The 13323-nt window shown below is 64.9% G+C and carries 12 protein-coding genes; 5 read left to right on the forward strand and 7 right to left on the reverse strand.

All coding sequences use genetic code 11. The features are described from left to right. Positions 1–3 precede the first annotated feature (3 nt). The 7 genes from VLK31_RS20255 to VLK31_RS20285 all read right to left on the reverse strand — a co-directional run bounded on the left by VLK31_RS20255 (position 4) and on the right by VLK31_RS20285 (position 7603). Positions 4–1287 (reverse strand): histidine kinase, encoded by a 1284-nt coding sequence (locus VLK31_RS20255; protein ID WP_409170222.1) that lies wholly within the window; start codon positions 1285–1287, stop codon positions 4–6. Positions 1288–1323: 36 nt separating this feature from the next. Continuing rightward, a complete protein-coding gene (locus VLK31_RS20260; protein WP_409170223.1) occupies positions 1324–2682 on the reverse strand; it encodes a type II and III secretion system protein family protein in 1359 nt (452 codons plus the stop codon). 41 nt (positions 2683–2723) lie between these two features. After that, the gene (gene cpaB / locus VLK31_RS20265) at positions 2724–3734 is read right to left on the reverse strand and encodes a Flp pilus assembly protein CpaB (protein ID WP_409170224.1); all 1011 of its coding nucleotides are present in this window, start codon (positions 3732–3734) and stop codon (positions 2724–2726) included. A gap of 93 nt (positions 3735–3827) precedes the next feature. Next, positions 3828–4334, reverse strand: coding sequence for a prepilin peptidase (locus VLK31_RS20270; RefSeq protein ID WP_409170225.1), 507 nt, complete (start codon positions 4332–4334; stop codon positions 3828–3830). A gap of 1 nt (position 4335) precedes the next feature. Beyond that, positions 4336–4518 carry a Flp family type IVb pilin gene (locus VLK31_RS20275; protein ID WP_409170226.1) on the reverse strand — a complete coding sequence of 61 codons (183 nt, stop codon included), beginning with the start codon at positions 4516–4518 and terminating at the stop codon, positions 4336–4338. A gap of 434 nt (positions 4519–4952) precedes the next feature. Beyond that, the gene (locus VLK31_RS20280) at positions 4953–6452 is read right to left on the reverse strand and encodes a murein L,D-transpeptidase family protein (protein ID WP_409170227.1); all 1500 of its coding nucleotides are present in this window, start codon (positions 6450–6452) and stop codon (positions 4953–4955) included. Then, the gene (locus VLK31_RS20285) at positions 6452–7603 is read right to left on the reverse strand and encodes a tetratricopeptide repeat protein (protein WP_409170228.1); all 1152 of its coding nucleotides are present in this window, start codon (positions 7601–7603) and stop codon (positions 6452–6454) included. The genes VLK31_RS20280 and VLK31_RS20285 overlap by 1 nt, the downstream gene beginning before the upstream one ends. Positions 7604–7757: 154 nt before the next feature. Between VLK31_RS20285 and VLK31_RS20290 the strand changes: the two genes are divergently transcribed. From VLK31_RS20290 to VLK31_RS20310, 5 genes are all read left to right on the forward strand, one after another. Then, entirely contained in the window at positions 7758–8720 is a 963-nt protein-coding gene (locus VLK31_RS20290; RefSeq protein WP_409170229.1) for a LysR family transcriptional regulator, read from the forward strand. 132 nt (positions 8721–8852) lie between these two features. Beyond that, on the forward strand, positions 8853–9368 hold the full coding sequence (locus VLK31_RS20295; RefSeq protein WP_409170230.1) for a hydroxyquinol 1,2-dioxygenase: 516 nt from the start codon (positions 8853–8855) through the stop codon (positions 9366–9368). A 50-nt stretch (positions 9369–9418) separates the two neighbouring features. Next, the gene (locus VLK31_RS20300) at positions 9419–10426 is read left to right on the forward strand and encodes a hydroxyquinol 1,2-dioxygenase (RefSeq protein ID WP_409170231.1); all 1008 of its coding nucleotides are present in this window, start codon (positions 9419–9421) and stop codon (positions 10424–10426) included. A gap of 131 nt (positions 10427–10557) precedes the next feature. After that, on the forward strand, positions 10558–12021 hold the full coding sequence (locus tag VLK31_RS20305; RefSeq protein WP_409170286.1) for an aldehyde dehydrogenase family protein: 1464 nt from the start codon (positions 10558–10560) through the stop codon (positions 12019–12021). Positions 12022–12066: 45 nt separating this feature from the next. Further along, positions 12067–13320 (forward strand): ABC transporter substrate-binding protein, encoded by a 1254-nt coding sequence (locus VLK31_RS20310; protein ID WP_409170232.1) that lies wholly within the window; start codon positions 12067–12069, stop codon positions 13318–13320. The last annotated feature ends 3 nt before the right edge of the window (positions 13321–13323 follow it).

Raw genomic sequence — 13323 nt, forward strand, 5'->3', positions numbered from 1 at the left:
GGCTCAACTTTCGTTTGAACTCTCCCAGAGCCCGGTGATTTGCGACATGAGTGCCACCCAGCGCTGATCCTTGGCCGGTGGCTGGCCCGAAGCGGACATGTACCCCTGGTGGAGGCCACGTGCCAGACCTGTCACTGCTTGTGAATAGGGGTCGTTGCGCGCGCTGCGCACCAGCATTTCGCCCCGACTTGCGGCGGCTAGCAGCGGTGCGCTACGCGCCGGCAGGACGTGCAGAAGGGGAAGTTCCAGGCGCTCGGCAATGTCCTTTGCGGACAGCCCCACATGGCTGTCGAACTTGTTGACCACCAGTGAGAGTTTTTCTGTTTCGACGCCGCGCGTACGCAACTCCTTGAGCAGGTTGGCGGTGGAGACGATGGCGCCGATGCTCTGGTCGCAAACAACCCAAGTCTGTTGCGCTTCGCGCTGGGTCTGCGCAATAAAGTCGATGGTCGAAAAGCCGCCAAGGTCCGCGATCTGGAAGTCGAAGAAGTCGGCAAGGCGCCTGATCAGGGCCACGGAGTCCGCATGCGAGATTTCACGTACCTGTGCCAGGCTGGCGGGTAACGGGAGTACCGCGACGCCGCTGGTGTGGTGTGCCAGTGCCGTGTGCAGCAGTGTCTGGTCAAGACGCCGCAGATTGCGCACGCCGTCGACAAAGCTGAAACCGCTCTGGGTGTCCATGTACAGCAAGCCGTCGCGTGCCGGAAGCCCCAGGTCGAGCAGAGCCACGCCATGCCGCGCCGCACGCGTTTGCGGCCTGGTGGGGGCTTGCGTCAATTGATCGTTCAACATCAATGCCAGGCTGGTCGCGAGCGTGGTCACGCCCAGGCCTGCTCGGGCACCGAGCAGCACCAAGGTGCCTCCGCGGGTCCCGCCAGCCAGGGTGCTGCGTCGTTCGAGCAGCGCTCGCAACGTGTTCACCGCTTCGGCCGGAGCCGCTGCGACATCCACGAAATCGTCAACACCTGCGCGCAGCGCCGCAAGCATGGCCGCGGGCTCAGCGGACGTGCCGGTGGCGAGCACCGGCAATGTGGGCCAATCCCGCTTCAGACGTTGGTGAAGCTGGGCTGCTGCGGCAATTTGATCCGCAGAGAAGTCGATGAACACAGCAACCGGCCCCAGAAGGGCGATGCGCTCATCGATCGACTTCGTTTCCGGCGCCAGAACCACGACAGAGCCGAGGCGACCGAGCGCATCGGTCAGCCAGGTGATATGGCTGCCGTTGCTCGAGGCGAACAGATAGGTCTCCGCGCCTGCTTCCGGAATGCTGTCGCGTTGTGCGTTCATGGGGTCGGCAGTTCTGGCGTTCACGCCGGTCTCGATTCAGCGTGAGAAGCCCGGAAGCGCGCTATTGGACGCGCCACCAAGGAAGATCGAGCGCCACACCGCGCCATCGCGCTGTTCTGCGGTGCCTGGCAGAAATGGGGCCAGGTCTGTGTTGCGGGCAATGGGCTTTACCAGATGGGGCGTGACCATGATCACCAATTCCTTTTCGCTCATCTGGTACTTGTTTTGTCTGAAGAACGAACCGATGACGGGGATGTCGCCGAGCAGCGGTACTTTGTCGACGTTCGACGATGTGGTCCGGCTCACAAGTCCACCGATGACGAAGCTCTCGCCATCGCCGAGCTCCACGGTGGTGTCTGCGCGGCGTGTGGTGATCGCAGGGACGGCAATGCCATCGATGCTCAGCGCGTTGGTGTAGTCAAGGTCGCTCGCTTCAGGGGCGACCTTCAACACGATGCGGTCATTCGACAGCACGGTCGGGGTCACGGAGAGCCCTATCCCGAACGGCTTGTATTCGATCGTCGTGGCACCAAGGCTTTGCGGTACGGGAATCGGCAACTCCCCACCAGCAAGGAAGCTGGCGCTCTGACCCGACATCGCCACGAGTGTCGGCTCTGCGAGTACGCGGGCAAGGCCATTGCCTTCGAGCAGGTTCAGCGTCAACGACATGCCGCGGCCCTTGTTGGCGTTGCCGAAACCCAAAGCGAGGCTGAATGCGTCGGCCAGGACGCCTCCTGGAGCAGTGTTGCTGAAACTGAAGCCGTGGCTGTTGGGGCCATAAGAGGAAAGGTTAAAGCCCGCCTCCTTCAGCACGCTTCGGCTGAACTCGACGACCTTGACCTCGACCTGAACCGTGTGGCTGCGCACGTTCACGACCGAGCGGTCCACCAGCAGCGTCTTCTCATCGGCGCCGGACATGGCGACGTCGGTTGCTTGCTGGTGTGCGGGGAGGCTATCGGTGGAGCCCGTCACCAATGCCACACGGCGCCGTACTTCCACCGCATAGGTCGTGGCTGCCGCACTCCCTTTCTCCCAGACCATTAACGTTGTGCGACCGGCGGTCTTGCCTGTGATGATGAGGCGTGCGCCGGGTGCGCCCACGGCCTTGCGCGTCAGCGTGACACCGACTACCGCCTCGTCGGCAATGGCCATGCGATCGATGCCCTTTTCGATCAGCAGTTCCTGCTGGGTTCCGGCCTGCATGACTAAAGCAACGGGCTGCTGGCGCAGGGTGGTCTGCGGTTTGGCGTCTGAGCCTGCCGCACGAGAGCCGTCAGGAAGGATGCCCAGTGACATCAAGCACAGCACGACAAGCGAAAGACGAAGCGCTGACGGCCGGTCCTCAGTGAACTGGCGGCTGAGAGGGTTCGGCTTCACGCGGGGCAGGTGCGGCATGTGTCTTCTTTCTTGAACTTGGACGGTTATTGCTTGGCCGATCAATAGCGCATGGTTTCGCTTCGTTCGCCGCGAATCACTTCGACTTCGGTGCCACCTCGCTGGGCAGGCGAGATTCGAGCGCCAGGGTTTCCGATGACTGCGGGGCGCGGGGCAGCGTTTGTGCGACGGTTGGCGTCGCCGCCGCCGGAGACGAAATCCACAGCGGTCAAGCCGGCTTGCGCTTTGTCCAGTCCTTCAAGGGGGGCTCGACGCGGTTCGCCGGGCTTGGCCGGCGAAGGCTGCAGAGCAGTTGGCAACTCCGCGAAGAGCCTGGGATCGGGCTCGGCCGAATCGGTCGGGTTGCGCAGCGCCAGCAGCAGCCGGCCATTGGATTCACCGAGCGTCAAACGATTGATTTCATCGACGGTGACTGCCAGAACGGCGGTTCTCGGAATCTCCGTGCGTTGTGCTTGCGATTGCGTCGTTCCCGCTTTGGCGTCCGCACCCTTGGGCGGCAGACCATCGACCGACGCGCTGCCGAATGCCAGCACGCGCTTGCGAGCCAGCAGCAGGCGCGCCTGGCTGCGGTCGATGTCCTTGCCATCCGACTTGAGCATCACGAAGACATCGACAAAATCGCCCGGCTGAACTTTGTTTCCGACGCCCATGATTTCATCGGCCTTGATGGCCACCGCGCGCTCACCGTCAGCGACACGCAACGCGAGGCCTGAAACCAATTGCCCCTCCAGCAACGGTGACCCTTCCCCAAGATCCATCACGGGGACGCGACCGACTGCGTCCGCGGTTGCCTGAAATGCACCTGCTGGGTTGATCGGAAGGCGCTCGACACGCAGTGCGTCGGCGGGAATCACTTGTCCTGCCACCAGAGGCTTCGATGCGATGACCACCGGATAGGTCGGCGCTTGCTGTGTCTTGGCCGGCGCGGCCGCTGGAGCGACAGCCGTCTGCGAGGGTGTGGGCGCCTGGCGACTGAGCATCCATGCATAGCCGCCCAATGCAATTGCAAGCAGCACGAGGATGGCGGCGACTATCTTGGTGAGATGGATCATGTGCGGCGTGTAGAAGAAGGAGTTGGGCAATGCTGGAAATCGACAGCGGGGTATTTGCGAATGAGTCGAGCGTTCATTCCACGGCGTATTCGACTACCGCTGTCGCCCCCAGATCAGCCACACCGCGGTGGCCAGGGCCAAATAGGCTGCGTAGGGAACAAAACGGGCTCGGCGCTTGGTGGCGAGCGGGCCGTCATTGGGGGCATGTTGATTTGCCAGCAGTAACGCGAGCCGTGGAAGCAGCGGCCACCGTTGCAGTGCCAGCCAAAGGATGCCGTGGCTTGCCGCGAGCAGGCTCCCGCCGATCCAGATGGGGGCAAGTGCCGTGGGGCCGACCCACAGGCCGAGAGCACCCGCGAACTTCACGTCGCCAGCTCCCATGACGCCAACTGCGTAAAAGAGCAACAGAACCCCGAATCCTGCGGCGAGGCCCAGCAACGCCTCGGACCAGCTGATCCCCACAGGTTGAAAGCCCAGGGAGAGCTGAACGAGCGCCGCGGCAGCGCCCGCCAGCACCAACCAATTAGGAACAATGCGCCTGCGGAAATCATGGACGGCAATGAAGGCCAGCCACAGCAGCAGGACGGAATCCGGTCGCAAATCAGTCCTTGGTCGGAAGCTTGCCTCCGATGTACGAGAACATGTCGATCAACGCCTTGCCGATGCCTGTGGTTTCAGAAAAGATGCCAATCAAAATAATTGCCATCAGCCCCGCAATAATTCCATATTCAATTGCAGTAGCACCTTCTTCATCGCGCAAAAAACGAGTAATAGAGCTGAGCATGATTTCCCCTTTCGGAAGTGTTAACAAAGGCTAGCGAGGTGAATGTTATCGCGGGTAACTCTGTGTATCAACAACAGTTACCCCTAAGTCTTCACTGCGGGCTGTGCTAACGGGGAGCGGTCACGCAACGGCTGCCAGTCTCGTGCCAGCCCGAAACGGGGCGTGCACGGACAGCTGGTTGACAGTTTGAAACTGAAGTTCTCCCTCTGTAGGCGCCGTCCGACCTCCCATGAACTAGGGATGCCGCGTTACGTCACATGGAACGCGCAAAAGGGCCGTGTTACGGGGACAAACGCGTTACGTGTTACGTAGCACGGGGCCACAAAGGCCCAGATGTAACAGCGCAGAAAGCCGAAAAGCGTGCGCAAAAAGTCACGGTTCGAGGGGGTGCCCGCGTTGTTCGCAGGGCTTCAAGAGGGGGAATCAGCCGGGCGTCAGCCCAGGATTTCTTCGTGGAAGAGTTTCCACTCACTGCCTTGGCGCAGCCAGTACTGGCGCCGCGAGCGTCCGCTGCGGTCGCCGTCAAAAACCTCACCAAAGGTAACGACCATGGTGTCTTCGCTGTCGCGCCAATGCAGGTAGGAGACGTCTTTGAGCTGCACGCGCTTGCCCTGGGCGTACTTGACCTCTTCGTCGACGGCCGAAATTCCTTCGGTCGCCTTTTTGCTATTGCGCTGGAAATCGGGCAAATAGAATTTCTTCAATTGCGCTTCATTTCCGGCAGCCCGGGCTTCTTTCCAGCCATTGATTGCGCTGGTAATTGACTGGCTTTCTTTTTCCGCCTGGGGCTGCGAAATCCATTGCAGGCTGCGCGCGGTCACCACCGGGGTGGCGCCAATTTGCACTTTGCGCAAAAGCTGTTTCAGGTCGGGGTTGGCCATGACCACGCAGCCGTCGCTGGCCAGCGGCGCGCGCGCGAACTGCTGGGGCGGGGTGCCGTGCAGCCAGATGCCGCCGCCAGTGCGCCCGCGCCGCACGTCGTACGGGTTGGGGTAGTTGATGGGCAGGGCGCCGGCGCCGTAGAAGTCTTTGAGCGACTTGGGGTCGAGGCTGCTGGTGATGTAGTACACGCCCAGCGGGGTGCGCGCGTCGCCCTCGGCGAGCTTGTCGGTGCCCGACTTGCCAACCGAAATGTAGTAGTCGGCCGTGAGCTTCAGGCCCTTGTCGGTGTTCTCGAACAGGTAGAGCCGCGAGCGCGAGGCATCGACCGCAATGGCGTAGCGGCTGCGCGTGGACAGCGCCAGAAACTGCGAGGGCACGGTGTTGGGCGGCGGCCGGTCGCGCAGTGCCTGCAGGCGCCGTTTCGACTCTTCGTGCAGGTCGCTCATGCCGGGGTTGCCGCGCATCTTGGCGATGCTGGCGGTGTCCGGCAGCGAATTGGTGGGCGGCACCTGCGCCGCGAGCAGGTCGCCGTAGACGAGCTGCGCAAGCTGAAAGTTGGGGTAGTCGCGCACCAGGTCGCGGGCCTTGGCCAGCGCGGGGCGGGCCTGGCCGCGGCCGAACATTTCGTAGACGGCGATCAGGCGGGCCTCGGCGTTGCCGGCTTCCTGGAGGGGGGCGGCGCCGCGGCGCACGGTACGCGCGGCAGACTGTGCCGCGCGCTCGGACCTGTAGCCAGGCGCCTTGGTGTCCGCGACAAGCGCGTTCTTCCGGCCCTTGGGCGGCACCGCGCCCTTGGCGGATGCGCCCCGGGCATCCTTGGCGGAAGCGCGCGCGCCGCCTGCCGCGGCGGGCTTGGCCTTGCCGGTCTTCCCGACCGTGGCGGTTGTCTTGGCGCTGCCCGCCTTGGTGCCCGATGCCGATGCCGATGCCAACGCTGCGCCGGGCGCTGCAAGCATCAGCACGGACGCGGTCATCAGCGCCGCGAGCAGGTGTCCGCTGCGCGGACGAAACGGAGGATTCTGAAGCCGGCCGTGCCGGACGATGTCTGTCACTAGCCGCCGACGCTTTCCTTGCGAATGTGCCAATGGTTGCCGGTGCGTTGCAGCTCCAGCGTCTTGCGGCTCGACACGTTGAGGTTGTCGGCGCGATAGATCTGCCTGAACTTGGCGGTGGCGGACTGGCCGTCAGCCTTGATGACCAGGTTTTCGATGTTCACGCTGATGCTGGTCTTGCCGACGATGCGGGCACGGCGGTCTTCTTCCCAGGCCTTGCGGCTCTGGCCGCCGGCGGGCGCGAAGTCGGCCCCGTAGGCGCCCAGGTAGCGGTCCATGTCCTGGCTGGCCCAGGCAGAGGCCCAGGCCCGCACGGCCGATTCGACTTCCGCGTTGGACGCGGTGCTGGCCGCGGGTGCAGCGGGTGCGGCAGCAGCAGCAGCAGCAGGTGCGGCGGCCGGCGCGGCTTCAGGCGCCTTGGGCGCGGCGGCAACCTTGACCGGCGGCGTCACGGGGGCTGGTGCCGGTGCAGGTGCCGGTGCAGGAGCCGCCTTCGCCACAGGAGCTGGTGCCGCTGCCGGTGCGGCCTTGGCCACCGGAGCGGGCGCAGGTGCCGCCACAGGCGCCGCCGACGCAACCAGCGCCGTCGGCTTGCCACCCAGCGGCGTGGGCGTGAACAGCGTGCGAATCACCGCCAGCTTGGGCTGCACGGCGGTGTTGTTCTGGTCCAGCTGCAGTGCCTTGCTGTAGGCCTGGCTGGCCAGCCGCGCATACACGTCGCCCAGGTTTTCCTGGGCGGTGGCGTAGCTGGGGTTGGTGCGAATCGCGCTTTCGAGCGCGCTGCGCGCCTTGTCGAACTGGTTCTGGCTGGCGTAGATCACCGCCAGGTTGTTGTAAGGCTCGGGCAGCTCGGGTGCGTCCTGCGTGAGCTGCGTGAAGGCGGCGATGGCCTCGGCGCGCTTGCCGGTGTCGAGCTGAATCACGGCTTTCAGAAAGCGCATTTGCGGGTCGCGCGGCTTGTCTTTGAGGAAGGCGTCGGCGCGGGTCATGGCCTCGTCGAGCTTGCCGGCCTGCATGAGCTTGTCGACGTCTTCATGCTCCACGGCCGCCAGGGCCGAAGCCGCCATGCCGCAGGCCGCAACGGCCAGCACAAGGGCACGCACGGTAGGGGAGAAGCTGAAACGGGCGCGCGGCGTGTGGCTCTTGGGCATTGCGGACGAGACCTTGTGAGGGGTGGAAGATGCGGCAGGCATTGTAAGTGGGGCAGTTAACCTTCAGACACATGGGATGACAGCGCTGCGGCGTGCACGCAACCTGCCCCGCAATGCTTGCCCGCAACGCCCGCCCCCGCAGTACAGTGCCGCCGTGGATCGCCTCCAAAGCATTGAAACTTTCGTTCGCGTCGCGCAGACCCAGAGCTTTGCGGAGGCGGCGCGCCAGCTGCGCGTGGCCAACTCGGTGGTCACCACCCGGGTCAAGCAGCTGGAGGAGTTTTTGGGCGCGCCGCTGTTCCACCGCAGCACGCGCGTGGTGCGCCTGAGCGACATGGGCCAGGCCTTTCTGCGCGACTGCACCGAGCTGGTCGGCCGTGCCAACGACATCGTCGACCAGATGCGCGACGCGCGCGGCACGCCCTCGGGCACGCTGCGCGTGCATGCGCTCACAGGCATGGTGCTGGGCCGCTTCGCCTCGCTGCTGCGCGAGTTTCAGACCACCTACCCCGACATTCACCTGGAGCTGATCGTGAGCGACGCGGTGGCCGACCCGGTAAAGGCCGGTGTCGACTGCGCGTTGCAGATTTTTCCGGCCGCCTCGCAGGAGCTGGTGTCGCGCCACCTGTTTCCGGTGCGGCGCGTGCTGTGCGCCACGCCGGCCTACCTGGAGGCCCACGGCACGCCCGCCACGCCGCGCGAGCTGCACCGCCACAAGCTGGGCCTGTACTCGGGCTACCCCACGCGCGACCGCTGGACTTTTCATCACCAGGGCGAGCAGATCACCATCTACCTGGCCGCCGCGCTGCTCACCAACAGCGTGCACCTGCTGCGCGAATACGCGCTGGAGCATGCGGGCATCGTCTGCCTGCCGACGCTGGTGGCGGGCGACGCCATTGCCCGCGGCGAGCTGTGCGTGGTGCTGCCCGAGCACCAGCTGTCGTCGTTCTCGCTGAGCGCGGTGTACGCGGGCACCTCGCGCAATGCGCTGAAGCTGCGGCTGTTCATCGAGCACATTGCCACCCGCTTCACACGCGTGCCGCCCTGGGACGCGACGCTGATCGAGCGCGGGCTGATTCCGGAAGAGCTCATCGAGTTCAGCCGCTCCAGCGGCTGACCCTCGAACGGGGGTAAACCCCTGCGATTGTTCTGAACCACCGAACAATCCGCTTCCAAACTGCTCCCTACCGGTCAGGGCGACAGGCTCCTAGAGTTCGTTCATTCGAAAAGCGACACCAGGAGACACCCCATGACAGCCGCCACCGCCTACCAGACCCGCTTCGGGTCGCTCAAGCACTTCGAGAAGGGCCACGTCGAACCGATAGCCGACGACGTGCGCCACTACGCGTTTTCCAACTGCTTCGAAATAGCCAGCATCAGCCGGCCCTACGAGAAGGTCGTGTTCGGCCAGAACCAGATCTACGTGCTGGAGACGCTGCGCGCCGAAGGCACCTCGCCCTGGTACACCTGCGCGCACGACGAGTTCGCGCTGGTGATGGACGGCGACGTCGAAGTGCACCTGGTGCAGCTCGACCCCGCGCAGGTGGTGGCCGACACGGAGAAGAACGGCGCCGTGCTCGTCCAAGGCGAACCGCAAGGCAAGAAGATGGGCTGGATGAAGCTCTCGCGCGGCCACCAGGGCCTGCTGCCGAAGAACACGGCCTACCAGTTTCGAAGCGCGGGCGAGCCCGGCGTGATCGTGCTGCAGAGCTGCAAGGGCGACCTGTCGGTGGAGAAGTGGGCCGACATCTGCCAATCCCACTGAACGCAATCAACGCACTGATCGCACCGATCGCACCGCACAGGAGCAACACCATGAACGCCCCCGCAGAACTCGCCCGCGTCATCGCATCGCAGCCCGACGCCACGCTCGGCTACAAAGACTTTTCTCTCGGCAGCTTTCGCTTTCGCCGCGACGAATACTTCGTGCACATCGGCTGGAAGACGCGCGACGGCCGCCCCATGAGCCACACCCTGGACGCCGGCAACTACCTGCGCGCGCTCATGCGCGACGTGGCCTGGGGCTTCTTCTACGGCTGGGTGAATTTCGACGACGTGTTCGGCACCGTCAACCACTACGAGTCCGTCGACCTGTACGCCGGCAGCTTCAACGGCACCATGAAGGACGCGGGCATCGACCTGCTGGAGAACTTTCCCACCGCGCAGATTCGCGCCACCTTCGAGGCCATGCTCGACGACTGGACCAACGAAAGCTTCGACCCCTTCAGCGCGCCGCAGGAAACCGGCTCGCCCTACGGCCGCAAGAGCGGCAACAACACCGCCAAGATCACCAGGGCGCGCGAGCTGGCCAAGCGCTGCGTGGGCCTGAAGGGCGACCTCGATTTGCGCAGCGACGCACGCGGTGCGCCGGTGAACCGCGCCTTTGCCGACGTGCCGCAGGCCGAGCCCGAGCTGCACCCCGAGCCGGGCTTCGAGAACGAGGTGCACGCCTTCAATCTCTTCGGCTTTCTGAGCCGTTCGCAGGTCACGTGGAACCCGAGCTTCACCTCGGTGGTGAAGCACAGCTTCATGTGCCCGACAACGGAAGAGCACATCCTGCCGATCATTCACGGCAACGACCGCGTGGAGTGGTTCTTTCAGATGACCGACGAGATTCACTGGGACTGCGGCGACAAGAACACCGGCCGGCCGATGGCCCGCGTGATCATGAAGGCGGGCGACATGGCCGCCATGCCCGCCTACTGCCGACACCAGGGCTTCAGCCCCAAGCGCTCGATGCTGCTGGTGTGGGAGAACGGCTCGCCGAGTCTGGTGTTCGAGATTCAGAAGGGCGAGTCGCCAGAGATTCCCGTGCAGTTCTGATGTCTTGCTCCCTCCCCCTCCGGGGGAGGGCTGGGGTGGGGGCTCTCCAGGCCCGCGCCCTCTTTGAAGAAGCCCCCACCCCAACCCTCCCCCAAAGGGGGAGGGAGAGGAAACCCATGCCTGCCTCCGCCATCCGCCACCAACTCTTCATCGACGGCCGCTTCGTCGACGCCGAGTCCGGCCAGACCCTTGCCACGCTCAACCCGCACGACAACACGCCCATCGCTCACGTCGCGCTTGCCGGCAAGGCCGACGTCGACAAGGCCGTGGCCGCCGCCCAGCGCGCGTTCCCCAAATGGAGCCGCATGGCCGCCGCCGACCGTGGCCGCATCCTGCTCAAGCTGGCCGACCTCATCGAAGCCAACGCCGAAGAGCTCGCGCGCCTGGAGTCGCTCGACACCGGCCACCCCATCCGTGACTCGCGCCGGCTGGACGTGCCACGCACCGCCGCCTGCTTTCGCTACTTCGGCGGCATGGCCGACAAGTTCCAGGGCGAGACCATTCCGGTGGAAGAGGGTTTTCTGAACTACACGCTGCGCGAGCCGGTGGGCATCGTCGGGCAGATCGTGCCGTGGAACTTTCCGCTGATGTTCACCAGCTGGAAGATGGCGCCCGCGCTCGCGGCCGGCAACTGCATCGTGATGAAGCCGGCCGAGATCACGCCGCTCAGCTCGCTGCGCATCGCCGAGCTCATGGCCGAGGCGGGCCTGCCGCCCGGCGTGGTCAACATGCTGCCGGGCCTGGGCAGCGTGGCGGGCCAGTACATCGCGGAGCATTCGGCCATCGCCAAGATCGCCTTCACCGGCAGCACCGCCACCGGCCGGCGCATCGTGCAGGCCAGCGCGGGCAATCTGAAGAAGGTGCAGCTGGAGCTGGGCGGCAAGGGGCCCAACATCGTGTTCGAAGATGCCAACCTGCAAGCCGCCGTCAACGGTAGCGCATGGGCCATCTTTCACAACCAGGGCCAGGCCTGCATTGCAGGCTCGCGGCTCATGCTGCACGAGAACATCGCCGACGCGTTTCTCGAACAGTTCATTCCGCTCGCGCAATCCATCCGACTGGGCAACCCGCTGGACGACACCACCGAGATGGGTCCGCTCACCAGCGCGCAGCACCGCGATCGCGTGCTGAGCTATGTGGAAGTGGCGCAGGCCGAGGGCGGCGAACTGCTGGCGGGCGGCAAGTCGCCGGGCGGTGACCTGGCCCAGGGCTGCTACGTGGAACCCACCGTGATGCGCGCCAAGTCTTACAAGGACCGTGTGGCGCAGGAAGAAGTGTTCGGTCCCTTCGTCACCGTGCTCACCTTCAAGACCGACGAAGAGGCGATGCAGATCGCCAACGGCACCGACTACGGCCTGGGCAGCGGCCTGTGGACAAACAACCTGCAACGCGCCCACAAGGTTGCGCGCGATCTGCATGCCGGCATGGTGTGGATCAACAGCTACAAGCGCGTGAACCCCGGCTCGCCCTTCGGCGGCGTGGGCCAGAGCGGCTACGGCCGCGAGATGGGGTTCGACGCCATGCGCGAGTACACGCAGGTGAAAAGCGTGTGGGTGAACGTCGACGCACACATACCGCCGCACTTCGCGCGCTGACCCCGCAGCCTTTGCGCCAGGCACATACAAAAGAAGGAGACAACCATGACATTCAATCGCAGACAGTTCACGCAGGCCACGGCCGCGCTGGTGGCCTCGGGCGCGACGCCGCTGGTGTTCGCGGCCGACACGCTGAAGATCGGCTACGTGTCGCCGCAGACCGGCCCGCTCGCGCCTTTCGGCGAGGCCGACAAATGGGTCATCGACCAGATGAAGGCCGCCTTCAAGGACGGCATCACCGTGGGCGGAAAAAAGTACGCCGTGCAAATCGTGCTGAAAGACAGCCAGTCGAACCCCAACCGCGCGGGCGAGGTGGCCAACGACCTGATCCTGAAAGACAAGGTGGCGCTGGTGCTCACCGCCGGCACGCCTGAAACCGCCAACCCGGTGAGCGATGCCTGCGAGCTGAACGAGGTGCCCTGCATCTCCAGCGTGGTGCCGTGGCAGCCGTGGTTCTTCGGGCGCAAGGGCGACCCGGCCAAGGGCTTCAACTGGACGTACCACATGTTCTGGGGGCTGGAAGACGTCATCGCCAACTTCACCAACGGCTGGAAGACGCTGGCCACCAACAAGAAGGTGGGCGGCCTGTTCCCCAACGACGGCGACGGCAACGCGTGGGGCGACAAGGAGCTGGGTTTTCCCAAGCCGCTGGCGGCCATGGGTTTCACGCTGACCGACCCGGGGCGTTTTCAGAACGGCACGCAAGACTTCAGCGCGCAGATTGCGGCCTTCAAGAGCGCGGGCTGCGAGATCGTGACCGGCGTGGTGATTCCGCCCGACGCCAAGACCTTTCTCACGCAGGCGCGGCAGCAGGGCTTCAAGCCAAAGGTGATCACGCTGGGCAAGGCGCTGCTGTTCCCGGGCGCCATCGAGGCGTTGGGCGACCTGGGCGACGGCCTGTCGACCGAGGTGTGGTGGAGCCCGTCGCATCCGTTCACCTCCAGCCTCACGCAGCAAAGCGCCAAGGCGCTGGCCGAGGCCTACGAGGCCGGCGTGAAGAAGCAGTGGACGCAGCCCATCGGCTTTGCGCATGCGCTGTTCGAGGTGGCCGCGAATGCGCTGGGGCGCGCCAAGTCGCTGAAGGCTTCGGACGTGCGCGATGCGGTGGCCGCAACGTCGATCAACTCGGTCGTCGGGCCGGTGAAGTGGGGCGGGCAGGGGCCGTTCAAGAACGTCAGCAAGACACCGCTGGTGCTCGGCCAGTGGGGCAAGGGCAAGAAGTACAAGGTGGAGCTGACCATCGTGAACAACGAGGCCGCCACCCAGATTCCCACCGGCGGCACACTGCGGCTGCTCTGAAAA

Origin of the sequence: Variovorax sp. H27-G14, from assembly GCF_046156345.1 — a bacterium.
In the GTDB taxonomy this organism is placed as follows: domain Bacteria; phylum Pseudomonadota; class Gammaproteobacteria; order Burkholderiales; family Burkholderiaceae_C; genus Variovorax.

Coding starts and splice junctions, on each gene's coding strand:
- VLK31_RS20255 (WP_409170222.1), bottom strand. CDS start 1,287: ATGAACGCACAACGCGACAGCATTCCGGAAGCAGGCGCGGAGACCTAT.
- VLK31_RS20260 (WP_409170223.1), bottom strand. CDS start 2,682: ATGCCGCACCTGCCCCGCGTGAAGCCGAACCCTCTCAGCCGCCAGTTC.
- cpaB (WP_409170224.1), bottom strand. CDS start 3,734: ATGATCCATCTCACCAAGATAGTCGCCGCCATCCTCGTGCTGCTTGCA.
- VLK31_RS20275 (WP_409170226.1), bottom strand. CDS start 4,518: ATGCTCAGCTCTATTACTCGTTTTTTGCGCGATGAAGAAGGTGCTACT.
- VLK31_RS20285 (WP_409170228.1), bottom strand. CDS start 7,603: ATGCCCAAGAGCCACACGCCGCGCGCCCGTTTCAGCTTCTCCCCTACC.
- VLK31_RS20295 (WP_409170230.1), top strand. CDS start 8,853: ATGACAGCCGCCACCGCCTACCAGACCCGCTTCGGGTCGCTCAAGCAC.
- VLK31_RS20300 (WP_409170231.1), top strand. CDS start 9,419: ATGAACGCCCCCGCAGAACTCGCCCGCGTCATCGCATCGCAGCCCGAC.
- VLK31_RS20310 (WP_409170232.1), top strand. CDS start 12,067: ATGACATTCAATCGCAGACAGTTCACGCAGGCCACGGCCGCGCTGGTG.